This window comes from Butyricimonas sp. DFI.6.44 (assembly GCF_022132345.1).
GTDB lineage: Bacteria > Bacteroidota > Bacteroidia > Bacteroidales > Marinifilaceae > Butyricimonas > Butyricimonas muris.
The window spans coordinates 189,668-214,047 of sequence record NZ_JAKNJD010000001.1; the positions used below are offsets into that span (position 1 = coordinate 189,668).

Consider the following 24,380-nt stretch of genomic DNA (forward strand, 5'->3'; position numbering starts at 1 on the left):
AATTTAGATTATGAGAATGATATATAAAATAGCGAAAACCGAGTTACAGATGTTGTTTTACTCGCCTATAGCTTGGTTGGTGTTGATCATATTTACTTTTCAATGTGGTTTGATTTTCACGGGTTCCGTCACGATGATCGAGAAACAGCAAGCGATGGGGTACGATCCCATGTTTATCAGTTCCAGTATTTTCGGTCGCCTTTTTTACGAGGTACAGAACTATCTTTTCTTGTACATCCCTTTACTGACGATGGGATTGGTAAGCAAAGATCTTGCCGGGGGAACAATGAAACTTTTGTACTCGTCGCCGATGACGAATGCGCAGATTATCTTGGGTAAATACTTGTCCATGGTGATTTTCGCGTTCGTGTTGGTATCTATTTTTATCATGTACTTGATATTCAGTCTGTTCGCAGTAGAGAACTTTGATGTATTGCAGATTCTTACCGGGATACTCGGTCTTTTCCTTTTGATATGTACTTATGCAGCCGTCGGGTTGTTTTTCTCGACGCTGACTTCTTACCAGATTATTGCGGCAGTGGCGACTTTAGTATTCCTGACTTTCTTGAACTTCATAGACCGTATCTGGCAGGATATTGATTTCGTTCGCGACGTCACTTTTTGGTTGTCACTTCCGCGGCATGCCGGAACGTTTATAGGCGGGATGATTTGCAGCGAGGAGATCGCTTACTTCATCATGTTCCCCGCCATGTGCGTGTGGTTCTCTATCGTGCGCCTGTCTTCCCGCGTGCAGAAGAGTTCATGGGTGCGGAATTTCGCGAAGTATGCGGGTGTTTTCCTTATCATGGCGATGGTAGCTTACGTGAGTTCCCGTCCCGCCTTGATGGGGTATATCGACACGACACGGGAGAATAGTTTGACGTTGACGCCTAACAGTCAGGAAATTGTGAAGAAGCTGAAGGGCGGACTCACGATCACCACGTACAGTAATTTGCTGGATGAGGACTTCATGAAGGCACTCCCTCGTTACCAGAATAATGACGCGTACCAATTTCGTGAATACCTGCGGTTCAAGCCGGAGATCAAGATGAAATACGTGTATTATTACGATTCGGTTCAGAACACGAAACAGAGAGGTTTTTTGTCCGAATTGCCGATGGAGAGAAGGGCAAAACAGATTGCTGCGTCGTTCAAGATCAAGTTGTCGAGATACTTGACCCCGGAGCAGATCAAGCAGGTGATTGACCTGTCGCCGGAGGACAACCGGTTCGTGCGGCAGGTGGAACGGGAAAGCGGGGAGAAGATGTTCCTGCGGCAGTTCGACGATATGATGAGAGATCCGTCGGAGGCGGAGATTTCTGCCGCATTCAAACGTATGGTGATGGAGTTGCCTACCGTGGGTTTTCTCACCGGACACGGCGAGAGAAGTATCAGCCGCTACCGGGATCGGGATTATGCCAGCTTTGCTCGAAACAAGCGTTTCCGCTATGCCTTGCTGAATCAAGGTTTTGATGTTCAAGAAGTAACATTGGACGGGAATATTTCCGAGCGGATCAATATTCTGGTGATAGCCGACATGCAACAACCCTTGAGCGAGCCGGAAATGGAACGTCTACAACAATATATCGACCGGGGAGGCAATTTGTTTATTGCGGGAGAGGCGGGCGGACAAGCACGGATGAATCCTCTGGTGCGGCAGTTTGGTGTGGAGTTCACGGATGGAGTACTCGTGAAACCGACAGAAGATTATCAGCCCGATCTAGTGCTGGCGTGGCCGACAGAGGAGGCACGGGAATTATCGTATTTCTTCGGGACGATGATCGAGTGGCGCATGTGTGCCATGATGCCGGGTGCTACCGGGTTGAGATACACGATGGATAAAGGGTTTAAAGTTACGCCGATATTATTGACGGATTCCACGGGAGTGTGGAATGAACTGGAAACCGTGAATTTCATTGACGATACGGTGCGTTATAATCCGGCGGCAGGGGAGAAGGAACAACAATACACGACACTTTTGGGATTATCCCGTCCGCTGGGAGATCGCGAACAGAAGATCGTGATTCTCGGTGACGCCGATTGTATCGGCAACGCGGAATTATTCAAGCCCCGCGAGGGAATGGAGAACGGCAATTTCTATATCATTCTCGGTTCCTTCCAGTGGCTGTCCGACGGTGAAGCCCCGGTAGACGTGCGTCGCCCGAAAGCGATAGATAATAAACTGTTCCTCGGTAAAACCGGGGTGAAAGTGACGGAGATAGCGTTCAAGTGGATTGTACCTGCCGGGTTATTGCTATTGGCTATTTTCGTGTGGATCAGGAGGAGGGGGAGGTGAAATCAACGAGTCATGACATGTGTCTTTCTTTTGAATGGTGAACGTGAGATACGTGTTGTTCATGATATCGATGGCGAGTAGTTTGCCGGAAAGGACACCGGGTTTTTCCAGAATGACTTTTATTACTTCGTTGGCTTGGAGAGAACCGATGATGCCGGGAAGGGCGCCGATCACCCCTAGGGGTTGCGAGAAATCCTTCACGGCATCATGGTACTCGAACAGATCCCGGTAAGTCGGACCGTCGTGATAATTAAAAACAGAGAGTTGTCCCTCGAACTCGCGAATGCTACCGTAAACGAACGGTTTATGCAGTTGCACGCAGGCGTCGTTTATGACGTAGCGGGCGTAAAGATTATCGGTGGCATCGACCACGACATCGTAACCGGTGATGATTTCGAGCGCGTTATCGGGAGTTAATCGGGTGATATATGGTGTAATCCTGCAAAAAGGATTTAATTGAATTAATTTAGCGGCTGCAACGGTTGCCTTGGCTGTCCCCACGTGTGTCGTGTCGTATAATATCTGTCGTTGCAGGTTGGATTCCGATACCGTATCGTCGTCCATGATTCCGATGTGCCCGATGCCGGCGGCGGCAAGATAGTATAACACGGGAGAACCGAGTCCCCCGGCACCGACTACCAGTACACGGGAATCTTTAATTTTTTCTTGTCCTTGAATTCCAATGTCTTGAAGAATTATATGTCGGTTATAACGTTCCGTTTCTCTAGAGGTTAATGACATATTCTATCGCTTTAATTCTAAATTTGTTCTATTTGTCTTTTAATTATTTCTCTCGTTAATGTGTTGCTTCACGAAACGATTGACGGTACAGATGGAAACCTTGTACTTTTTGGCTATTTTCTTGTAAGGTACGCTGTTATCCATAAGCTCAATGATTTTGTCCTTGTTCTGGATTAACACGTTTAACTGCGGGCAACTCCCGTACGGACGTCCCAGTTTAACGCCTTCCGCTTTCCTGACTGCCAAAGCTTCTCTCGTGCGAATGGAGATCAAATTACGCTCGATTTCAGCCACGAGACCAAAAGCAAACCCTAATATCTTGCTATTCAAGTTGTTCTCGAAGGTGTATCCCTCTTTCGTGCTGTGAAGAACAATTTTGCGCTGGATGCAGGTATTGATGATATTCATGATATCGATCAATGTCCTGCTCAAGCGCGATACTTCCGTGACGATAAGGCAATCACCATCTTGCAGAGATTCAAGAAGATCACCGAGTTTTCGGTCATTACTGCTAACTTTACCACTGACTACGTCATGGTACCATTTATCAATATTGAGACCCCGGCTGGCTGCAAATTTCTTAATCTCCTCCTCCTGATTTTCCAGGTGTTGTTTGTTAGTACTGACTCGTAAATACGCAACTACCATAATTGATTTAGTTTTTGACGTTTAAAAAGACAAACGTAACAAAAGGAGGAGAATAAACGTGATACTATAAATGTTAAAATTAGTTATGAAATTCAAGAGAGTGTCCCTCTCTCGACTACATCCATGCATCCCAATCTTTCCACACCGGTTCATAGCCTTGTGCCTTAATGGCTTCCACCATTTCTTGCGGGCTACGGTCATCGTTAATGGCAAATTGTTCCAGTTCCTTGTGGGGAACGACATACCCGCCGGGCTCCGTGCTTGAGCCCGCGCTCATCGAGGTAGCCCCCAAGTGCATCACGTGATCTCTGAATTCCCGGCTTTCCCGCGTGGAGATGGAAATTTCTGCCTGTTGATCCAGTAAGCGGTACGCGCAGATCAGTTGCACCATTTGGCGATCGTTGATCGGGTCTTTCGGCATAAAAGCTCCCGCGTGCGGGCGCAGACGGGGCAGGGAGATCGAGAACTTGGATTTCCAATAGTTCTTTTCCAAGTATTTTAGATGCAAGGCGGTGAAGAATGCATCCGTGCGCCAGTCTTCCAACCCGAGTAACGCCCCGATTCCCATTTTTTGTACACCTGCCGAGCAAGCTCGATCGGGAGTTTCCAAACGGTAACGATAGTTTGCTTTTCTTCCTTTCGGGTGGTAAAGCGGGTATTGTTTCTCGTTATACGTTTCTTGATACACGCAGACAAAGCTAAGTCCGGCTTCATGCAGGCGGGCGTAGTCTGCCGTGTCGAGGGGTTGTACTTCTATGGCTATTTGTGAGAATTTGTCGCGTACGGTACGGATTACTTCCTCGTAATAATCCACGGTCGTAACGGCGGGTGCTTCTCCCGATACGAGTAATAAATGCTTGAAACCCCAATCGGCGATAACGTCTATTTCAGCCTTAACCTCGTCCAAGGTAAGCATTTTGCGATGAATTTCGTTATCATGGTTAAATCCGCAATACACGCAAAAGTTCGTGCAATAATTGGAAACGTAAAGGGGAATGTATAATTGGATGGTATTCCCGAATCTTTCCAGAGTAAGGCGTTGCGCTTCGATTGCCATATCTTCCAATAAAGGAGTGGCGGAGGGTGCAATGAGTGCCATAAAATCGTCTAACGTGCGACGCGGGTTGTTTATGGCGGCGATCGCATCGTTTTTCGACTTATCCATGATGCTTTGTTTTACATCATCCCAGTCGTAAGTTTTAATTGTATCGTAAAATGTATTCATTTTTTTTATGTTCGCCTTTGGCGAGTTACAGGTTAAATTTGCTTTTGGCAAGTTGCATTTGTCTTCGACAAGTTACATTCGCCTTTGGCGAGTTACATTTACCTTTGGTAAGTTACAAGTTGTAATTGATGTCACTGGCAAAGTGAATTTGCAACTTGCTGAAAGCAAATGCAACCTGTAACCTGCAACTTGCTGAAGGCAATTATAACCCGCCACAGGCGGTTTAGTCCAAGAATGCCGTTAGTGGAGAACTGGCTTGCGCGTGGCGGTATTGCTTGGCTAATTTTGCCTCGAATGCCATGCGTCCGGCTTCAACAGCCAGTTTGAAAGCTCGTCCCATTTCTACCGGGTTGGGGGATACGGCAATAGCGGTGTTCACCAACACGGCAGAGGCTCCCATTTCCATGGCAGCGGCAGCATGTGAAGGTGCCCCGATTCCCGCATCCACGATAACGGGTATCCGGCTTTGCTCGATAATGATTTCAAGCAGATCACGGGTAACCAAACCTTTGTTTGTCCCGATAGGAGCGCCCAAGGGCATTACCGTTGCGGCTCCGGCGTTCTCCAAATGCTTGCATAACACGGGATCGGCTTGAATGTAGGGTAGAACGATGAATCCTAATTTAGCCAATTCTTCCGTGGCTTTCAAGGTTTCAATCGGGTCGGGGAGAAGGTATTTCGGATCGGGATGTATTTCCAGTTTCAACCAATTGGTACCGAGAGCTTCTCTTGCCAGCTGTGCGGCGAACACGGCCTCTTTGGCGGTGCGCACACCGGACGTGTTGGGCAACAACGTGATATGGGGTGCTTTAAGGTGGGCGATTATATCGTCTTCTTTGCTTTCCATGTCTACTCGTTTCAGTGCGACTGTCACGAGTTGCGATTCGGACGCCAGTATGGCATCTTCCATGATCTGATTTGACGCAAATTTACCGGTTCCGGTGAACAGGCGTGAAGTGAATACCTTGTCTGCAATCTTTAATGGTTCCATGGGCTATCGTATTAATTTTAGATTTTAAATTTTAGATTTTAGATTGAACTCCCTCCCCTGTTTATAGTCGCCTTCGGCGAGTTGCAAGTGGCTTTCCCCGCGTTAGGGATTGTATTCTAACTCTTCCTCTGTTTATAGAGGAGGTGTCAGCGTAGCTGACGGAGGTGTTTATTTTCAACTTTCAATTTTCAATTGTAACAAAACTTCTTTTGTCTTTTCCGTGATATCGTCGCTGTCTTTCAGTAAAGAGGAGAGGGCGATACCTGTTACTCCCGTGTCTAAAATCGGACGGATATCTGTTTCCCGGATGCCGCCGATAGCGTGTATCGGGAGATGAATACCTGCTTCCCGGCATTTATCCGTGATTTGTTGATAACCTTCCAACCCCAGTATCGGGCTCAGACGCTTTTTCGTGGAAGTAAACCGGAACGGTCCCAGACCGATATAGTCTACTTGTTGACGATAGCGCTCCGCCACGTCGTCAAACGTGTTGCATGTTCCCCCGATAATCTTTGAATAACCTAGTATTTTACGGGCTTCCAGTGGGTTCATATCTTCCTTACCGAGGTGTACCCCGTCCGCATCCAGTTCGATGGCGATATCCACGTGATCATTGATCAGGAATAAAGCATTGTAACGTCGGCAAATTTCTTTCACGGCGTTCCCGGTTCGGATAAATTCTTCTCTCGACACTTCTTTCATCCGCAATTGTATCCAACGGCAACCGCCTTTGCACACGGCTTCCACTTGTTCGGGAATAGGCGTTCCCTCCTTGTGATCCGTGATGTACTGCAACGGAATTTCGTGCAGGTTCGCTGTAGCAGTTGCGTGTATCCGGCTGTGTATACCCAAATTCGTGTCATTTCCCCGAATAAAATCGGATACATAGCGTTGTCCCAGACGACAGGCTTCAGGTAAAGAATACCCGAGAGTCAAGTAGGAGGTAACGGCGGAGGAAAGGACACAACCCGTGCCGTGTTTGCCGTGCTTTCCCCGTGCGACGGAGAAAGTATATATCTCTTCTCCCGTGATCAGACGATCGGACGCCAACGCTTCCGTGTTGTGTCCGCCTTTCCAGAGAATATTGGTATGCAACTGTTTGGCAATTCTTTGCAATCCTTCTGCTTCCAAGTTATTGCCGAAAAGAATCTCCAGTTCGTTTCTATTAGGGGTAAGTAAATATATCTTGCCGAGGATATTTTGTATCGTTTCCATGTTTTCCCCATTATGAAATTGGAATCCGGCACTTGCTTTCAGAATCGGGTCCCAGATGATTTTCACTTTTGGCAAAGCGGTCGTGAGGTAATCCACTACTTGTGCCAAAGAATCAAAGTTTTCGATCAACCCGATTTTGACATATGCCGGGGTAAATTCACGGAACAATACTTCACACTGGCGGATAATCTCCCCCGGGGACATCCATTTTGTCCCAAGGTACTCGTTCTGATTTTGGAACGTGATCGCGCTTGCAACTCCTAATCCATATACCCGGCAACATTCAAAGGTCTTGATGTCGGCAGTTACTCCCGCACCGGAACTCTGGTCGAATCCGGCGATGCTTAACGTTTCGTCGGGAAAGATTTTTAGAAAGCGGGAGAGAGCTTCCGAAGGGGTATCCCAAAGGTATCCCAACAGAGCGATTCCCCGGAATCCTAATTTCCGGCAAGCGGTTACATTATCCGCGCTAATTCCTCCCAAAGCAATCACGGGGGTAGAGGTCTTTTTTAATCCTTCCTTCAGCATGTCAGGTGTAAACATGGATTTGTATCCCTGTTTGGAAATACTGTCAAACACGGGGCTTAAAAACACGTAATCGGGAGTGAATGGCAATGTCGCGATCTCTTCAAAGGAGTGGCACGATACGCTGACATGCGCGTACCGTTTCCTGTCCCCGAAATGCTCCGCTTGCTTTGACTTGAGATGAATCCCTCTCAGTCCGTATGCTTCTACCAGATCAAAATGATCGTGTACAACGATGCGTTCCCGGAAGCAAGGTTCTATCTTCTGGATAAATCGCTCGTAAACAACCCATTCTGCATCCGGCTTTCGTAAATGCAACAGGTGCAAACCGTTCTTGAAGAGGCTATTCACGATAACTTCTTCATCCGGAATCCGGTAAGGGGGGGTAATGACGACTATCATGTAGTTAGTTCATAAAGTTTATAAGGTTCATAAAGTTTATAAGGTTTTGGATGTCCTTCGGACAAAGTTTTCCGACTGTTTAATTAGTCTTAGAGTATTCCCCGTGAAGGGGATAACTTTATGAACTTTACAAACCTTATAAACTTTATAAACTCATTTATTCTTTCATTTTCTTTCTCAATTTCTCGCTTGCACGCATGGAGCAGAAGTGTTCACCGCACATGGAACAGAAATGTGCTTCTTTGTGTCCTTCTGCGGGTAAGGTTTCATCGTGGAAACGGAGAGCTTTTTCAGAATCCAGTGCAAGGTGGAACTGGTCTTTCCAGCGGAATTCGAAGCGGGCTTTACTCATGGCGTAATCACGATAATAGGCAGCCGGATGTCCCTTTGCCAGATCGGCGGCATGAGCAGCGAGTTTAAAGGTGATCACTCCTTCTTTCACGTCGTCCCGGTTGGGGAGTCCTAAATGTTCTTTCTGCGTGACATAGCATAACATAGAGGTACCGTACCAGCCGATCATGGCTCCGCCAATGGCAGAGGTGATATGGTCGTAGCCGGGAGCGATATCCGTAACAAGCGGTCCGAGCGTGTAGAACGGCGCTTCATTGCAATATTCAAGTTCGAGATCCATGTTTTCCCTGATTTTCTGCATCGGCACGTGACCGGGACCCTCGATAATAACCTGCACGTCGTGTTTCCATGCAATCTGAGCGAGTTCGCCCAAGGTTTTCAATTCGGATATCTGTGCCTCGTCGTTCGAATCGGCGATACATCCCGGGCGTAACCCGTCACCGATAGACACCCCGACATCGTATTTTGCCAGTATTTCGCAAATATCTTCAAAGTGATCGTACAAGAAACTCTCCTGCTTGTGCGTGGTACACCAGTGTGCCATGATAGCCCCTCCGCGGGACACGATACCCGTGAGGCGTTTCAGCGTCAAGGGTACATGATGCCAGCGCAATCCGGCATGAATGGTAAAATAGTCAACACCCTGTTCTGCCTGCTCGATTAGCGTATCGCGGTAGATTTCCCATGTCAGGTCCTCTACTTTGCCCCGTACTTTTTCCAATGCTTGGTACAAAGGTACTGTTCCCACGGGCACGGGGGAATTGCGGATGATCCATTCCCGCGTTTCGTGAATATTCTTTCCGGTAGAAAGATCCATGATCGTATCGGCACCCCAGCGGAAAGCCCACGCGGCTTTTTCCACTTCTTCCGATATGGAAGAGGTAATCGGGGAATTACCGATATTGGCATTGATCTTCACGAGGAAATTACGTCCGATAATCATGGGTTCGCTCTCCGGGTGATTGATGTTTGCCGGGATAATGGCACGTCCGGCAGCCACTTCTTGGCGCACGAATTCGGGCGTGATATATTCCGGGAAGTTAGCACCTAAAGGTTCCCCCTTTTCCTTTTTATAGTTTTCCCTAATTTTATCGACCAGTTGATTCTCGCGGATAGCAATAAACTCCATTTCCGGGGTGATGATACCCTGTCTAGCGTAATACATTTGTGATACGCGATGCCCCGGTTTTGCCACTCTGGGGGTCGTGTTCACGTGCTCGAAACGAAGAGCGTCCAATGATTTGTCGTTCTGGCGCATCCGCCCGTACTCGGAACTTAAACCGTCTAATTTTATGGTATCATTCCGGTCGGCAATCCATTGTTCCCTGATTTTGGGCAATCCCTTGTGCAGATCCACTTTATAGTCCGGATCGGTATAAGGACCCGATGTGTCGTAAACAACAACGGGTTCGTTTTCAACTTTTTTCCCGTCAATATCAATCGTCGGGGAGAGGGCGATACGACGCATCGGTACTTTGATATCGAACATCTCGCCTTTCACGTAAATTTTCTCGGAACCCGGTAGCGGGCCGCTTGAGATTTTAAATTGTTCCATGTTTATATTTTAGATTTATGATTTCAGATTTATAATTTCAGATTTATAATTTACGATTTAATGATATTTGGAATCTAAAATCGTAAATCATAAATCTAAAATCAAATCATCCTCCCTGTACCGCCTTAATGATAATGATTTTGTTTCCGTCCTGTAAAACGGTTTTATTCCAATCCGGGCGGGGAATAACGGAGAAATCCACGGCAATGGCGATGTTTTCCGTTTTGATGTCGTTGGCTTCCAATACTTCGGGAAGTGTAGCCCCGGCGGGGCATTCAAATACTTTGTCGTTTATAAATATCTGCATCGTTTTAATTTTTAAATTTAGAATGAAAGAATTGAATTAAACTTTAATTCCCGAAATGGGTTGTCATTTTCAATTTTTCATTTTCAATTTTCCATTTCTTCAGGGGATTCTATAAAACGGCATTCAACTTGTATTATAACTCTTTCCCTACGCCGGCATTACCCGGATCAGGTTCATGGGTATAATCTCAGCCCGTTGTTTTCATCTGCTAATGGTCTTAGTCAGACAGAAGTGTCAGGAAATTTCCCTTGCTTCTTAGGCACCCCTTCAGAATATTTCACGACAAAGCTACAATAATATTTTAATACGCGGAATATTTTGGAAAGAAAATAAACGTTTCTTTACAGGATGGCTAGTTGAAGACCGTTGAAATCAATCAATTGTACCTGTTTACCCTCCATGGCAATCATTCCCTCCTTGATCATTTTGTTGATTTCTTTAGAGAGGGCGGGACGAGTGACGCACAGGTATTCGGCGAGTTGCATGATATTATGTTCGATCAGGACTTTATTATTATCATCTTTGGCGTGTTCAAAGAGATAGGTGATAAAACGTCCCCGCACGCTTTTCTGGGAGAGAGCCCGAAGACGGGAAACGGTACAACGGTTGCAATTACCCGTTATCTGGAGAAATTTCTTCAAGATGCTCGGTTCTTTGCTGATTAATTCAAACAGCGAGGCTTTGGTAACCGTGAAATAAATACCTTCTTCCACGACCGTGAAGGTGGCGGGCAACAGGCTGTCGGCACTGAATAAATGTGGTGTGGCAAACGCACGGGGAGCAATGATATTCTCGATCATTACTTCATTACCCAAAGCGTCGAATATGTCTACCCGCAAACGCCCTTTCAGCAGTACCATAAGGTTCTTGCAGATCGTGTTCTGTTTGGCAATCTGTTCGTTTTTGCTGATATTGTAAACGGAATAATCCAATTGTTCCAGTAATGAATCTTTTATGTGAGAAGGCAAATCCCGGAAGAGAGGGATTTGGAATAATAATTCTTCGTGTTCCTTTGTGAAAGTGATTAAATTCATTGCCATTGAATTACTGGTTTACCGTGCAAATATAAATAAAAGTTTGTCTTCGGCAAGTTACAAGTTGCCGAAGGCAAACTCCCCGTGAGTGAACTAATCCAAATTGTACGTGTGAACGCTCACCCCTTGTGCGGATGGAAGGTAATTGATGCCGTACCAGCACATTTGCAAAAGAACGAACGAAACGAGTAATATACTCAATGCCATTCTGTGTTTCCGGTTCCGGTGGAGTCTGAAGTGGATATATACCAGATAGGACACCCATGTCGTGGCTGCCCATGTTTCTTTCGGGTCCCAGCTCCAGTAGTGTCCCCATGCTTCTTTTGCCCACACCGTCCCGAATAACATTCCCAAGGTCATAAAAGAAAGTCCCACGTAAACCAAATTGTCACAGAGATCCATTTCCTGTTGTGTGGCTTTTTTCTCTTTCTTGAACCATAACAAGTAAATTGCCATGATCGCGGCAGCACCCAGCATGGCATAGGCGAACATATAAACGATCACGTGAGGGGCAAACCACGGGCTCTGCAAGGCGGGCATTAACGTCTTGTTATGTATTTCCGGTTTGAATATATTGATACAGATGAACACGATGGACAGGACGGTACTGAAAGTGAGTATCCATTTATATTTCCAACGGGCATACGTGATGATTCCCGCCAAGGGCAAAAAGAACGAATACCACAGGCGGGTTTCCCCCATGGTACGCATGGGCGGACGTTCCAGTGAAATCCACATGCTTACGATAAAAGCGAAGAACACCAGCAATCCCGTGATTGTACACCCGAATGTCAATCCCGGGTGCCTGCCTTTCCATGCACTTATCGCTCCCGCTCCCCAGAAGCATAAAGCTATAACGGCAAATATTGGAAATTGATCCCACGTCATACGTTTTCCTCCTTTCTTTTTCCGGCTATCGTGAACATGCACACGGCTCCCGCTATCATCATCCATATACCCGTGTAAACCAAGGGTAACCACGGGTCTTTGACTATTTCCAAAATACTGATTTCACTCCATTTGCCCTTACTCTCGTCGTAGCTTAGCTGGTATATCTTCCAACCTTCTATTTGATAGGGCTTGTTTACCTCGATCGTTGCCGAGTCTTTACGTCCGCTCCGCGTGTACACGGTCACTCGCGAAGCGAAACGACGGGGTTCCCGGTCGGGCATCACCAGACTCATTTTTTCGTTCAGGCGTATGGCTTTGTAAGGGAACAGGAAGCTGCCGCAACTCACCCAACCTTCCTGCCGTTCTCCGGTTTGCCGATTCTCTGCTTTCGCGTACAAGGCGTAGGCGGCTCCCATGGAATGAAATTCCACGTACTTTACCGTGTCTTCCGTGGCGACTCTTGCCGCCGAGGGCAAACGTTGTTCAATGGTTATATGCCAATCCTCTAAATCTCCCGATAAAACAGAATCTTCCACGAGTATATTTTCGGCTTTTCCTTCGGGGATCACCTTACCCGTTTCATTATCGATGAGCATCAGTTTCGGGGGATACTCGTCAATCGTGAAATCGTGAAGTTCTATGGCAAGCGGTAATTCCATCAGTTTCCGGTCTTCATCGAAAGCCCGCCATTCGGCTTTGCCGATGCTGGTTTGCATTTTCAACCGCTGCATATCGGCACTTCCAAGGATGGCTCCCGTGAGAGCTAGAAAGAGTCCCATATGATTAAGTATAAACGGAATATCTCTTGGCTTGAAATGCCGGATACGACGCAATGTTACCATACCCAACAGCGTGATGAACCATACCAGCAACAAGGAAAATGACCACGCCGACAGCATTTGATGAAAACCGAGCCAACCGGCAATTCCCGTGACGTGTACTTTCTCGTTGACCTGCAACGTGAGCCCCATGATAACAGTGATGATCACGACGGCTATCATGGAAGTCACTGCCGCCTGATAACCACTCATCCACCGGAAAAGATATACTTTCCGGGACAAAAGAGAAGCCGCGATAATTAAAACGAGATAGACCAATCCAAGAATTAAATTCACCGGATAGGCTAAAAGATCCAAATGTACTTTACCTAAAACAATTTGCAGGAGAGTTCCCACGAGGAACAATCCCCCGCAAATCGCGAATCCTTCTTTATATCCCCAAGGTTTCTGCCACATACATATTTTACATGCTTACTCTCCCGTTTTCCTTCGCTTTTGCGAGCCACTGGGGGACAATCGTGTTCATGAACTTTTCTTTCGCTTCTTTTTCTTTCTTGATATCTAACCCGATATATGCCTGTGCTTTTTCTTTTGTAGAGATATCCGGCATGGGAACATTTTCCAAATGACCGTTCTTGGCCAATACTTTAGAGATAGCCAACCGGGCTTGCATCGCTTTGTCAACTCCATTACCCAGTATACGTTGTATTTCTTGCGGCGCATGGAATGAACCGCCATGAGAGGCTACACCGAAATCCCATCTCCATTGAGCCTGACGCAATAATTTCAGACTTTCTTTCATTTGTTCATCGGTAGCGCCGTTGTCCCAAGCGTATTTTGCCTCGATGTGTGCTTTTGCCAGTTCCTGTTCCAGACGGTTACGGGTTTCATTGGCTTTGCGTTGGCGTTCGTACACGTTATTACGCAGGGTTTCCTCGCTTTCGCGGTGACAAACCTGACACGTGCGGTCTATCATTGCCAATGGGCTTTGGATATGGTGGTCGCTGAATTTCATGCCGCCTTCACTCTTGTACGGCATATGGCAATCGGCGCAAGATACTCCCCGTTGCCCGTGAATACCCATTTGGGCGATCTCGTAATCCGGGTGCTGTGCTTTCAGGATCGGGGTTTTACTGAGCGCGTGTATGTAATCATAGAATTCCGCTTCGTCATAGTAAGTTTCCATGTCTTCTACCGTGAAACCTTTATCCCACGGGAAAGTTAGGTATTTGCCGTCGCCTTTGAAATAATATTCCACGTGGCATTGTGCGCATACCAGAGAACGCATTTCCTGTGGGGTGGCTTTATCAATATCTTTGCCTTGGCGGGCAAATGCTTCCCGCAGAGCCGGACGACTGATATGCAGGTTCATGTTTTCCGGTTCGTGGCAATCGGCACACCCTATCGGGTTCACGATCTCGCTTCCCATGGCAGCCCATTTATTGCTGTAAAAGTTTTCAACCCCGATAGCCTCCATCATGCGGGGCACGTCCGGGCTCTTGCATGTCCAGCAGGTAGCGGGTTGCGGTCCTTCCTCGGCAGTCATGGGGCTGCCCACGCGGAGGGTATGACGCATATCGTCGATAGCGTGCATGTGTCCCCGGGGAGTGGAATAATCTTTGGAGAACGCGTATCCCGCCCAGAGTATCACCATTTCGGGACGTTGTTCCAATACATCCACTGCCTCGTTCCCGTTAAATTCGCTCTTGAAATCCGTCTTGATTGTTTCCGTCCACGTGTTGTATTCACGGGGATAGTTTTCCCCGAAAATCTCGTTACGTGCTTCAATACCTTTTATCTCGACTTTCTTGTTATTGAAAACGCTCACGATTTCAGCCTGACGATCCATAAGTGCTGAAACGAGCAATCCCAATACGAAAACGACAACCATTGTTCCCCCGAACAACAGCCATCCTTGCCATGATTTTAGTTTCTTTTCCATATATAATTAGTTTGTTATTGTTTCATTAATTTCTTTAGCCAAGCCGGGGCAGGGGATTCCGGGTAAGGAACCAGAGCCGCCGGGGTAGAGGAAAGACTGTTTTTCCCGCCGTGAGGAACATCCCGGTGACAGTCCCAGCACGCTTTGCCTTCACCGACTTGTGCCATCATGTAGTCAACGCGCCCTGTCTTCACGAACTCCGTGTTTAATTGCGTGTGACAACGGATGCAATTGTTCATGATCACTTTTGAACTCTCCGGAATGGCTTGCAATACTTGCGGTTCACCTTTCGCCAGATAGACCGCCACGTGGCGCATCCCGTCCATTCCTTTGAATACCCATTTCTTCACGAAGTTGTCATGTGGTACGTGACAATCGTTACAGGTAGCGTCGCGGCTGTGCGAACTATGGAACCACGTGGCGTAATAGGGTGCCATGATATGACAATTCACGCAGGCTGACGGATCGTCACCCAGATAGGTGTGTGCCCGCAGCACGTAAAGGAATAGCATACCGCTTCCGCTGATCACTCCCAGTAAAACGATAGATACTATCTTCCACCTGCGGGAAGGTAATACTCGATTAATTATGGCTTTCAGTTTCATCTGCTATATGGTATAATTTTAGACAAAAATACGGAATTAATTAAGGCACTTATATACAATATGTAACCACGAAATTTTTGTTTTTATATTATAGAATCGTTCTAAATAGCGGTTGATTATCGATCGTTACTCGGGACGATTTTGTCGTTGTTAAATTTCCGTTTACCTTTGTAATCGTGAACGAAAAAGTCTCGTTGCACGACGGGACTTTTTTCGTTTTAAAGATCTTTGAAATGTCGGGGAATGTTTATCGTTTTTTTTTAATTTCGAATTATCCCACCCTCAGCATGATTTTCAATAATAAAGTTGATTTCTAACATTAAAAATTTATTAAAATGAATAATGTAATCGACGATCTCATTGCTCGAGGAGTGATAATCGTCAAACAAAAAACCGTCCATGTGCGACGTTACGTTCGTTACCGATTTTTAAAATGGGAAAACGTTCATGAACATTGGAGATCTCTCCCGCACAGAAGGTGTTGGTTCTAAGAATTGACATCTTACATTCCCTCGGCATTTCATTATTTTTATACATATTATTATCACATTGTTTTAAATTCGTTCTTTCCTTTACTTTGAACACGTTCAATTATCGTGTTTCCTTGTAATCCATGATATAGTGGGCGTGATGTTAAATAGCTTTTTAATAACTATTTTATTGATGTTTTCCCTTGATAAGATCCTTGTACCGTAACCTGCTTCCTTCCACGTGTTCTATCAAGTAAACGAACCTGTCACCCGTGGCGAACTTGCACGTGTTTCTCCTGAACACGAACTCGTCAACGTAGCGTTGAAGGTGGTAATTGCTCAACTTGCGGTAAACACCTATTACCCCACGCTTGAACTGCGACCAGAAATTCTCGATGTTGTTCGTGTGGGCGTCACCGTTCACGTATTGTTTCTCCCCGTGGTTCACGAAAAGGTGATCGTATATATTGTCGAGATCCATGTAAGCCATCCACTCGTCTGACATGACGCACGCCGTGATATCAACGTTTCTTTGAATACACGGGAGCAGGTCTTCCTTGCTCGTGGATTTAACGACGTGAGCGGATACTCTTCCCTTTTGACGTTCCACCATCCCGAATACCGGTGTCTTGTCCTTGCAACTGCGTCCTTGGGAATCTTTCACCTTCTTCCACCCGTGACGGTTCTTGTTCTTGCCACCAACGAAAGTCTCGTCAACCTCTACTATGTTGTAGAGTGTTTTGTCATTCTCGAAAACGATAACTTGTCTCATGCGTTGACACATGAACCACGCTGTTTTCTGCGTGACACCTATCTCCCGATGCAATTCCATAGATGATATTCCACCCTTGTGTGTCGTGAACAAAAATATCGCGACGAACCAAGATGATAATTTAATGTTAGATCCAGAGAAGATTGTTCCAACACGGGAATTGAACACTTTCCCTGTATTCTTGCACTTGTAACGGTTGTTCTTTAGCTTGTAAACCTTTGATGACGGGTCGAAAGGTGACACGACTTTATCTCCCCATCGTGCTTTCTCGAGAAACTCCACGCACTTTTGCTCGTCGGAATATTCCCGGATTAACTGTTGAATCGATGTCACATTAAAATCTATCATTCCTTTTGTACTGAATATCAACGTGTTTTGCATAACAAACATACATTAATTTTCCAGTATCTACATCATTATCAGCGCGATAATAAATCTAAATGATGATTCGAGATGTAAACGCGAGAACCGTCAATTTATTATTTCAAGAAAAAAGACATGTAAAGAACCTGTCCTTCACGTGACTCTTTGTATCACGCTCCAAAGTAACACTTCATGATATTGATTAAAAAAAAATCTCCAATTATCTTTGGAGATTTTTTCATTTATGAATACTTTTGCGGTATTGCAAGAATGGTTAAAAAACGGAGATTTTTTGATTCACAATCCCCACCTTATTGGTCTTTGTACCATTAGCGGGATATATAACACCAATGTATCTTCCGGATGCCAGCGTCAGGAGCTGGTGTATTAAACCATTCTTGCTTTTTTGAATAGTATCAATTTTAAAATAGTTATTCCTCATGTATTAACTTTTCAAGTTCGTGTATTGATATTTATTCTCTCGTGATGCATGACACCCGTTCTTGAATTATAAAACCCGCTGAAAATCCCCGTGTCACGGGATAAAAGATTACTTTCGCGGGTGAGCGACGATCCCCTTTTTCGTGGCATGAACGCTAGCGTGTTTGAAAAATTGATTATATTCGCGTTGTTCGATCCATGTTGATCGAGCGGACATGTTATTTTTGAACACGAGAGTGTTTGAGTTTGTTCCCTCTAACGAAATCTGACAAATTTTAGACCGGGGAACGAGTTGATGCTCGCATCTTGTACACGCCTTGGCGTGTCACATACAGGTGTGGGGATTGTCGCTTGTTTTACGGTCACGGTTTTGTCAGAACCTCGTTAGATAAGACAAGTTCACGATACCCACACTCTCTTTTTGTTAAAAAACTTCCCTCTCGGGGTGTCGGGGAACCTAAACTTTTATGACATGGGGTTTTTGGATAATTTCAGTAACGAGTTTGGCAAGAAAACCGGCAAGGCTCTCGGTAACAAGTTGTACGGTAGACATGCTGACGATCTCAGGGTCGGGTCAAACAAGAATTTGAACGCTAACATCAATCATGGACAAGCCAGATCAGCACGCGCGTGGCACGAGGAAGACGAGGAGATGGATGATGACAAGATCGAAATCATGAAACAAGAACAGGAAACTAAATTCTTGGAAAGCATGATGAACATCGAATTTAACTGTAATAACAAGGATGAAATCGTGAAGACGTTAACAACTCTGTCTTCTTACGTGGACATGTGGTTGAAAGAATCGAGTAAGAATGCCAACGTTGCCAGATCAAAATTCGACGTCGGGTTAGCGATGTTAAACTCTATCGCGCCTCAAGACCCGATGGTAGCGTTTTTCGTTAACAAGAAATCTACATGGGAAACGTTCGACAAGCAAAGAAAAACGATGTACATGTATATCGGTATAGGGGTAATCGTGTTAGCGATCATAGCGGCTATCGTGATAACGTTAAACGCTGATTACATTTTCTATTAACAACTTGCTCGTGTCACGTGAAAATAGGATGCTTGAAAATTGAGCATCCTATTTTGTATATATCTAGTGTCACATTGTATATAAGTGCCTTAATTAATACGTGTGTGTAATCAAAATTACACTTTGATAAATTTCTTGTGAAGAGTCGCCTTCGGCGAGTTGCAAGTTGCTTCACTAGCGTTTATGACAGTATTCCAACTCCTCCTCTGTTTATAGAGGAGGTGGCTGCGAAGCAGACGGAGGTGTTTGTTGATTAGGAGATTCAATGATTTTAGATTGAATGATTTTAGCCGCACTAGCAACGCTTCGTAAATCACGGAATCGACAATTATTGAATCACTGAATCAAAAAACTCCCTCCCCCCTTCGGGGTACTCCCTCTATAAACAGAGGGAGAGCTAAGATACAGTCTTGCACGCTAGAGAAGCAACCTGTAACTTGCCGAAGGCAAATGCAACCTGTAACCTGCAACTCGCCGAAGGCGAACAATGTTCACTCCAGTAACAGCTCCGTGTTCCATCGGTGTTTCTTCATGTCCACGCACCCGTTTTTCTTGAAGGTTACGCCTTCTTCAATCAACAATTCCTTTTGTTCCGGCCAGTTCGGGGCTATTCCCCCTTTGTGATTTACAACTCGGTGGCAGGGAAGATGCAGGTCAGCCGGGGCGTTGAACATGGCTTGCCCGGCCATTCGGGAGTATTGAGGTCTGCCCGCTAACCGGGCGACACCGCCGTAGGTAAGCACTTTTCCAAAAGGGATTTGTTTCACGATTTCGTAAACTTCCGGGAAGAATTCTTCGCGTGTACTCTTGTCAGGCATATTATTCAATTCATGTTCACGGGGTGAAGATAGTAAATATATTCAATACTAGCCAATTAATGGGGCTTCTCGAATATTATTTAACGAACGTTTATTGATACTGCAAATATAAGATTTCTATTTAAAAAAACAAACAGTCATCAAAAGTATTTAATTACTTCATTTCCAAAACATAGAATGATACACGCGGAATCAAAGTACTGTCCGGTTATCATGGATAAAAGCTATCGCATAAAACCTTCTTTTTTTAGTATTTATTTGAATTGGTGTTTTACTGGCGAGAGGGAGTAAGATGGATGTATTTGCACTATAAATAAGCGTGTTATTTTAAATGAAATGTGTATGATTATATTAAAAGTGTTTAGATCAAAGAATAAGCTGGTTTACTTCAGTTTGGCCAAGAAGTACAATACCACCCCGTGGTACGTGTATAAATTGGCACATGGTAAACGAGTTCGAATTACCGGAGTTACGCATGAAATATTAAACGAGCTGAGAGACCTGAATATTATCGAGAATATCCGGGTATGAGAGCTGGTTGCACGGGGCTGGCTATATTCTCATTAAGCCAGCCCTTTTTTACTGTCTCATCAATTTACGGGTAAGTACCTCCGGATCATGGATGTATTCGGGCAGGTACTCTACTTTGTTCGCCCTTGACGGGCAAATATCTATACCGCCCCGGCGGGTGTAAATACACGTTATCGAGAGTATTTCCGGGTTGAATTTATCCCATAAGCGTTTGTACGTCATTTCGCAGATTTCCTCGTGGAAATGGTTCTCGTTCCGCAGGGAAACGATGTATTTTAGCAGGGAAGCGTTGTTCGGCAGGCGGGAACCTTTCATTCGAATATAGATGCTTCCCCAATCCGGTTGCTTCGTGATCTTGCAATTACTGCGCAATAAATGGCTGCAAACCTTTATTTCACCTTCACCGGGCGTGTTTTCTTCCAGAAGAGCCGGGGTTTCGTCGTATTCCGTGAATGACAGGTCTTCCGTGTTTTTATCGTTTTCCAGCAGGGCATAGCCGTTGAAATCGAAAAACAATTCTTCCGGTTCCTGTTGGAAGAAAGAAATATCTACCCGTGTATCCAGAATTTGCTCCAAGTCGGATTTCACGATTCGGGTAAACAAGTCAATCCCTTCTGCCACGTTTTCCCCGAGGCGGGTCATGTTGAGCGAATTGAGGTAAAGTTTTAAGGACTTGCTCTCCACTATATTCGGGCTGCCCGCCGAATACACGATCTTTAGCACCCCGCACACGGGAAGTCCTTTTTGGGTTAAGAATCCTGCCTCGTAAGCATGCCATGTGTCATATCCCCGGAAAAGTTCTTCCGGGAGATGAATATCGTATATCACCCGGTTCAGACTACGGGGAACCGGAACGAGAATCAACGGGCAATAATCCGTGGGGTAGGCAACTTGCTGCCCGAGTACCTTGGCTTCTATTCCCATGACTAAAAGTTTTGCATGTTATACAATTTCGTGTATATACCGTTCTGTGCCAATAATTCCTCGTGGCGTCCCTGCTCGACGATTTCTCCTTCGTGGAACACGCAGATCAGGTCTGCATTCCGGATCGTCGACAGGCGGTGGGCCACGACAATGGATGTACGATTCTTCATCAGGTTATCCAATGCTTCCTGCACGAGTTTTTCCGATTCGGTATCCAGAGCCGAGGTTGCCTCGTCAAGAATCATGATCGGAGGATTCTTCAGTACGGCACGCGCGATGCTTAAACGCTGCCGTTGTCCGCCGCTTAATTTCCCGCCGCGGTCACCGATATTAGTCTGGTAACCTTTTTCCGTCTGCATGATGAAGTCGTGGGCGTTGGCAATCTTGGCGGCTCTTTCCACTTCTTCCGGAGTGGCGGTTTCCACGCCGAACGCGATGTTGTTGAATATCGTGTCGTTGAACAGGATCGGGTCTTGGTTCACGTTCCCCATCAATGCCCGCAGGTTTTGAGTAGAGGTATCTTTGATATTTATACCGTCAATCGTTATTTCTCCTTTCACGACGTCGTAGAAACGGGGGAGAAGATCGACAAACGTGCTCTTGCCCGAACCGGATTGCCCCACGAGTGCGATAGTCTTGCCTTTCGGGATGGTTAAGGTCACGTCTTTCAGTACCAGATGATCCTGACGGTAAGCAAAGTTCACGTGTTTGTATTCAATCTGCCGGTTAAAATCTTTCAGCGGCTTCGGGTTCTCCGGCTCTTTTATCGTGGATTCGGCGTTAAGTATCTGGTCGATACGATCCATGGCTGCCTGTCCTTTCTGTATACTGTACAATGCCGTGGAGAATTGTTTTGCCGGGTTGATGATAGAGTAGAATAGCGCGATGTACGCGATAAAATCCTGAGCCTCCATGATCGGGGAATCTCTCAAGATAAGGTACCCCCCGAACCAAACCACGATAACCACGACGATCGTTCCGAGAAATTCACTCATCGGGTGAGCGAGTGAACGCCGACGCATCAATTTGTTCATGATCCGGCGGTAGTCCTCGTTCAAGTTGGAGAACGACCGATCTACCTTTTTCTCCGCGTTAAAAGCCTTGATAATACGTAAACCAGAGAGTGTTTCCTCGATATTGGACAGGATTTCTCCCATTTTATCCTGTCCCTCTTTCGATCTCTTCTTCAGTGATTTACCTACTTTCCCGATCAGGAGTCCCATGACAGGCAACAGTACCAGTACGAATAAGGTCAATTGCCAACTCATGAAAATCATCGTGCTCAAGTAAATCAATATCAATATAGGGTTCTGGAAAAACATTTCCAGCGAGTTCATGATCGAGTTTTCCACTTCCTGCACGTCACCCGTCATGCGCGAAATGATATCCCCTTTGCGTTCTTCCGAGAAGAAGGGGAGCGGGAGCGATAAAATCTTCCGGTAAATCATGCGGCGAATATCCCGGACAACCCCGTTCCTGATAAAGATAATCTCGTAAGAAGCCATGTAAGAAAACCCGGTTTTGAAGAGAGCCGCCAACGCGAAGAAGCCTCCCGCGACCAGTAACGTGGTGACTGGTCCGATCGTATCCCGTCCTAACGTGACATAGTAGTACAGGATATTTTTCAGCGTGGTCATATTCATCGCGAATTCAGGCAATTCCTTCACGTCGGATTCCGTCCGGAAAAGGATGCCCAAAACGGGTATCAATATCACGAATGACATCGAACCGAATATGGCGTGCAATATATTATATAGTATATTCTTGGTTAACCTTGCCTTGTAAGGAGGAATAAATCTTTTCAGTATCTGGATAAAATCGCGCATGTATTCCGTTTATAATCTCCCCGTGTAGTTGGAGGGAGTGATTTGTTTTAATGCTTTCTTCAACTCGGGGGACACGTCCAATGTATCGATAAATTCGGCAATGGATTGTTGTGTCACTTTACTGTTGGTGCGGGTGAGTGCTTTCAACGCCTCGTACGGGTTCGGGTAAGCCTCTCGCCGCAGGATGGTCTGGATGGCTTCCGCCACGACAGCCCAGTTTTCCTCCAAGTCTGCCTCTATCGCCGGTTTGTTGATAATCAATTTATTCAATCCTTTCAGTGTTGATTTGAACGCGATTACCGTGTGAGCCAAAGGCACCCCGATATTACGCAACACGGTAGAGTCCGTCAAATCTCTTTGCAGGCGGGATATCGGCAATTTATTGCTCAGGTGATCCAGTATAGCGTTTGCCATACCGAGATTGCCTTCCGAGTTCTCGAAATCGATCGGGTTCACCTTGTGGGGCATGGCGGACGAACCGACTTCCCCCGCTTTGATTTTCTGTTTGAAATAAGTCATGGAGATATACGTCCAGAAATCACGATCCAAATCAACCACTATCGTGTTGATACGGCGCAGGTTGTCGAACACGGCGGCAAAGTTGTCGTAGTTCGAGATTTGCGTGGTGTATTGTTCCCGCTCTATTTTCAGCTTTCGCGTCAGGAAGTTATTGGCAAACTCCGTCCAGTCGATCTCCGGGTAAGCCACGGTATGGGCGTTAAAGTTTCCGGTAGCCCCGCCGAATTTCCCGGAGCAGGCTACTTTCTTCAACAATTCCAGTTGTTTGCTCAGGCGATACACGAATACCTTTATCTCTTTCCCCAAGCGGGTGGGTGATGCCGGTTGCCCGTGAGTCTTTGCCAGCATGGGCACGTCTTTCCATTCTTCGGCAAGTTCTTCCAGTTTCGCTATCAGTTCGTCGATGAGCGGGTAATACACGTCATGGATAGCATCCCGGAAAGAGCAGGGCACAGAGGTATTGTTTATATCCTGTGAGGTCAGTCCGAAATGGATAAATTCTTTGTACTCGTGCAGGTTCAATTGATCGAATTTCTCTTTGATGAAGTATTCCACGGCTTTCACGTCGTGGTTCGTGACTTTCTCGATGTCCTTCACCTTTTGCGCGTCTTCCACGGAGAAATCGAGGTAAATATCTTTCAAGCTATCGAACAGCGCGTGATCGAATCCTTTTAATTGCGGCAATGGAAGCTCGCAGAGAGCGATAAAATATTCAACTTCAACCATCACCCTGTAACGAATCAAGGCACTCTCGGAAAAGTAGTTCGCCAACCCTTCGACTTTATCTCTGTATCGTCCGTCGATAGGGGAAATTGCTGTTAATGCTTGCATAATATACTTTAATTTTTAATTGTTTCTCTCGCGAAAGTACAAAAAAGTTCGTAAAGTTTATGAGGTTCGTAAAGTTTATAAAGGAGGGTGGCAAAAGTCATCTTGAACTCCCTCCCCCCTCCGGGGTATTGAGCCCGGAAACCGGTCTCGAACTGTCTCTCGCTCGGTAACAAAGAAGCAAGCTTCTCCGTTACCCTCGCTTACTCGCCAGTTTCCCTCTATAAACAGAGGGAGAGCTGAATTACTCACCGTCTTCGGTAAATGTCACCAGCTCCTCCTCTGTTTATAGAGGAGGTGGACGCGAAGCGGACGGAGGAGTTCAATCTAAAATCTAAAATC

20 protein-coding genes are annotated in these 24,380 nt (G+C 45.9%); 3 read left to right on the forward strand and 17 right to left on the reverse strand.

The window, feature by feature from the left end:
• The first annotated feature begins 10 nt into the window (after positions 1–10).
• Positions 11–2,296 carry a Gldg family protein gene (locus tag L0M98_RS00910; RefSeq protein ID WP_227214618.1) on the forward strand — a complete coding sequence of 762 codons (2,286 nt, stop codon included), beginning with the start codon at positions 11–13 and terminating at the stop codon, positions 2,294–2,296.
• Here L0M98_RS00910 and L0M98_RS00915 read toward each other — a convergent pair.
• From L0M98_RS00915 to L0M98_RS00975, 13 genes are all read right to left on the reverse strand, one after another.
• The gene (locus L0M98_RS00915; RefSeq protein WP_227214619.1) at positions 2,255–3,037 is read right to left on the reverse strand and encodes a HesA/MoeB/ThiF family protein; all 783 of its coding nucleotides are present in this window, start codon (positions 3,035–3,037) and stop codon (positions 2,255–2,257) included. The genes L0M98_RS00910 and L0M98_RS00915 overlap by 42 nt on opposite strands.
• A 39-nt stretch (positions 3,038–3,076) precedes the next feature.
• Positions 3,077–3,685: a recombinase family protein gene (locus L0M98_RS00920; protein WP_227214620.1), complete on the reverse strand. Its 609-nt coding sequence runs from the start codon at positions 3,683–3,685 to the stop codon at positions 3,077–3,079.
• Positions 3,686–3,800: 115 nt separating this feature from the next.
• The gene (gene thiH / locus L0M98_RS00925) at positions 3,801–4,910 is read right to left on the reverse strand and encodes a 2-iminoacetate synthase ThiH (protein WP_227214621.1); all 1,110 of its coding nucleotides are present in this window, start codon (positions 4,908–4,910) and stop codon (positions 3,801–3,803) included.
• 223 nt (positions 4,911–5,133) lie between these two features.
• Positions 5,134–5,901 carry a thiazole synthase gene (locus L0M98_RS00930; protein ID WP_227214622.1) on the reverse strand — a complete coding sequence of 256 codons (768 nt, stop codon included), beginning with the start codon at positions 5,899–5,901 and terminating at the stop codon, positions 5,134–5,136.
• A gap of 174 nt (positions 5,902–6,075) precedes the next feature.
• Positions 6,076–8,043: a thiamine phosphate synthase gene (locus tag L0M98_RS00935; protein ID WP_227214623.1), complete on the reverse strand. Its 1,968-nt coding sequence runs from the start codon at positions 8,041–8,043 to the stop codon at positions 6,076–6,078.
• Positions 8,044–8,200: 157 nt separating this feature from the next.
• Positions 8,201–9,949 carry a phosphomethylpyrimidine synthase ThiC gene (gene thiC / locus L0M98_RS00940; RefSeq protein ID WP_227214624.1) on the reverse strand — a complete coding sequence of 583 codons (1,749 nt, stop codon included), beginning with the start codon at positions 9,947–9,949 and terminating at the stop codon, positions 8,201–8,203.
• Positions 9,950–10,055: 106 nt separating this feature from the next.
• Positions 10,056–10,256, reverse strand: coding sequence for a sulfur carrier protein ThiS (gene thiS / locus L0M98_RS00945; protein ID WP_099292336.1), 201 nt, complete (start codon positions 10,254–10,256; stop codon positions 10,056–10,058).
• Between the two features lie 341 nt (positions 10,257–10,597).
• The gene (locus L0M98_RS00950) at positions 10,598–11,290 is read right to left on the reverse strand and encodes a Crp/Fnr family transcriptional regulator (protein WP_099294529.1); all 693 of its coding nucleotides are present in this window, start codon (positions 11,288–11,290) and stop codon (positions 10,598–10,600) included.
• Positions 11,291–11,383: 93 nt separating this feature from the next.
• Positions 11,384–12,178: a cytochrome c biogenesis protein gene (locus tag L0M98_RS00955; protein WP_227214625.1), complete on the reverse strand. Its 795-nt coding sequence runs from the start codon at positions 12,176–12,178 to the stop codon at positions 11,384–11,386.
• The gene (locus L0M98_RS00960) at positions 12,175–13,416 is read right to left on the reverse strand and encodes a cytochrome c biogenesis protein ResB (protein WP_227214626.1); all 1,242 of its coding nucleotides are present in this window, start codon (positions 13,414–13,416) and stop codon (positions 12,175–12,177) included. Before L0M98_RS00960 ends, L0M98_RS00955 begins: the two co-directional genes overlap by 4 nt.
• Before the next feature lie 7 nt (positions 13,417–13,423).
• Complete coding sequence (gene nrfA, locus L0M98_RS00965) at positions 13,424–14,902, reverse strand: ammonia-forming cytochrome c nitrite reductase (protein ID WP_227214627.1); 1,479 nt, start codon at positions 14,900–14,902, stop codon at positions 13,424–13,426.
• A 14-nt stretch (positions 14,903–14,916) separates the two neighbouring features.
• Positions 14,917–15,507, reverse strand: a complete 591-nt coding sequence (gene nrfH / locus L0M98_RS00970) for a cytochrome c nitrite reductase small subunit (RefSeq protein WP_186975296.1) — start codon at positions 15,505–15,507, stop codon at positions 14,917–14,919.
• A gap of 657 nt (positions 15,508–16,164) precedes the next feature.
• The gene (locus L0M98_RS00975) at positions 16,165–17,097 is read right to left on the reverse strand and encodes an IS1595 family transposase (protein WP_227214971.1); all 933 of its coding nucleotides are present in this window, start codon (positions 17,095–17,097) and stop codon (positions 16,165–16,167) included.
• 928 nt (positions 17,098–18,025) lie between these two features.
• Here L0M98_RS00975 and L0M98_RS00980 point away from each other — a divergent pair.
• Positions 18,026–18,592 carry a hypothetical protein gene (locus L0M98_RS00980; protein WP_227214628.1) on the forward strand — a complete coding sequence of 189 codons (567 nt, stop codon included), beginning with the start codon at positions 18,026–18,028 and terminating at the stop codon, positions 18,590–18,592.
• A 491-nt stretch (positions 18,593–19,083) separates the two neighbouring features.
• On the opposite strand, the gene L0M98_RS00985 is transcribed toward L0M98_RS00980, so the two are convergent.
• Positions 19,084–19,410, reverse strand: coding sequence for an MGMT family protein (locus L0M98_RS00985; RefSeq protein ID WP_227214629.1), 327 nt, complete (start codon positions 19,408–19,410; stop codon positions 19,084–19,086).
• Positions 19,411–19,752: 342 nt separating this feature from the next.
• On the opposite strand from L0M98_RS00985, the gene L0M98_RS00990 reads away from it, so the two are divergent.
• A complete protein-coding gene (locus tag L0M98_RS00990) occupies positions 19,753–19,941 on the forward strand; it encodes a hypothetical protein (RefSeq protein WP_099292342.1) in 189 nt (62 codons plus the stop codon).
• Positions 19,942–19,989: 48 nt separating this feature from the next.
• On the opposite strand, the gene L0M98_RS00995 is transcribed toward L0M98_RS00990, so the two are convergent.
• From L0M98_RS00995 to purB, 3 genes are read right to left on the reverse strand one after another with little or no spacing between them, the layout of a single operon-like run.
• A complete protein-coding gene (locus L0M98_RS00995; RefSeq protein ID WP_099292343.1) occupies positions 19,990–20,865 on the reverse strand; it encodes an NADPH-dependent 7-cyano-7-deazaguanine reductase QueF in 876 nt (291 codons plus the stop codon).
• Positions 20,866–20,867: 2 nt separating this feature from the next.
• The gene (locus L0M98_RS01000; protein WP_099292344.1) at positions 20,868–22,691 is read right to left on the reverse strand and encodes an ABC transporter ATP-binding protein; all 1,824 of its coding nucleotides are present in this window, start codon (positions 22,689–22,691) and stop codon (positions 20,868–20,870) included.
• Positions 22,692–22,700: 9 nt separating this feature from the next.
• Positions 22,701–24,041: an adenylosuccinate lyase gene (gene purB, locus L0M98_RS01005; RefSeq protein ID WP_099292345.1), complete on the reverse strand. Its 1,341-nt coding sequence runs from the start codon at positions 24,039–24,041 to the stop codon at positions 22,701–22,703.
• Between the last annotated feature and the right edge of the window lie 339 nt (positions 24,042–24,380).

Coding starts and splice junctions, on each gene's coding strand:
- L0M98_RS00960 (WP_227214626.1), bottom strand. CDS start 13,416: ATGTGGCAGAAACCTTGGGGATATAAAGAAGGATTCGCGATTTGCGGG.
- L0M98_RS00935 (WP_227214623.1), bottom strand. CDS start 8,043: ATGATAGTCGTCATTACCCCCCCTTACCGGATTCCGGATGAAGAAGTT.
- nrfA (WP_227214627.1), bottom strand. CDS start 14,902: ATGGAAAAGAAACTAAAATCATGGCAAGGATGGCTGTTGTTCGGGGGA.
- L0M98_RS00985 (WP_227214629.1), bottom strand. CDS start 19,410: ATGCCTGACAAGAGTACACGCGAAGAATTCTTCCCGGAAGTTTACGAA.
- L0M98_RS00930 (WP_227214622.1), bottom strand. CDS start 5,901: ATGGAACCATTAAAGATTGCAGACAAGGTATTCACTTCACGCCTGTTC.
- thiS (WP_099292336.1), bottom strand. CDS start 10,256: ATGCAGATATTTATAAACGACAAAGTATTTGAATGCCCCGCCGGGGCT.
- thiH (WP_227214621.1), bottom strand. CDS start 4,910: ATGAATACATTTTACGATACAATTAAAACTTACGACTGGGATGATGTA.
- purB (WP_099292345.1), bottom strand. CDS start 24,041: ATGCAAGCATTAACAGCAATTTCCCCTATCGACGGACGATACAGAGAT.
- thiC (WP_227214624.1), bottom strand. CDS start 9,949: ATGGAACAATTTAAAATCTCAAGCGGCCCGCTACCGGGTTCCGAGAAA.
- L0M98_RS00980 (WP_227214628.1), top strand. CDS start 18,026: ATGGGGTTTTTGGATAATTTCAGTAACGAGTTTGGCAAGAAAACCGGC.
- nrfH (WP_186975296.1), bottom strand. CDS start 15,507: ATGAAACTGAAAGCCATAATTAATCGAGTATTACCTTCCCGCAGGTGG.
- L0M98_RS00990 (WP_099292342.1), top strand. CDS start 19,753: ATGATTATATTAAAAGTGTTTAGATCAAAGAATAAGCTGGTTTACTTC.
- L0M98_RS00975 (WP_227214971.1), bottom strand. CDS start 17,097: ATGATAGATTTTAATGTGACATCGATTCAACAGTTAATCCGGGAATAT.
- L0M98_RS00920 (WP_227214620.1), bottom strand. CDS start 3,685: ATGGTAGTTGCGTATTTACGAGTCAGTACTAACAAACAACACCTGGAA.
- L0M98_RS01000 (WP_099292344.1), bottom strand. CDS start 22,691: ATGCGCGATTTTATCCAGATACTGAAAAGATTTATTCCTCCTTACAAG.
- L0M98_RS00915 (WP_227214619.1), bottom strand. CDS start 3,037: ATGTCATTAACCTCTAGAGAAACGGAACGTTATAACCGACATATAATT.
- L0M98_RS00910 (WP_227214618.1), top strand. CDS start 11: ATGAGAATGATATATAAAATAGCGAAAACCGAGTTACAGATGTTGTTT.
- L0M98_RS00950 (WP_099294529.1), bottom strand. CDS start 11,290: ATGAATTTAATCACTTTCACAAAGGAACACGAAGAATTATTATTCCAA.
- L0M98_RS00955 (WP_227214625.1), bottom strand. CDS start 12,178: ATGACGTGGGATCAATTTCCAATATTTGCCGTTATAGCTTTATGCTTC.
- L0M98_RS00995 (WP_099292343.1), bottom strand. CDS start 20,865: ATGGGAATAGAAGCCAAGGTACTCGGGCAGCAAGTTGCCTACCCCACG.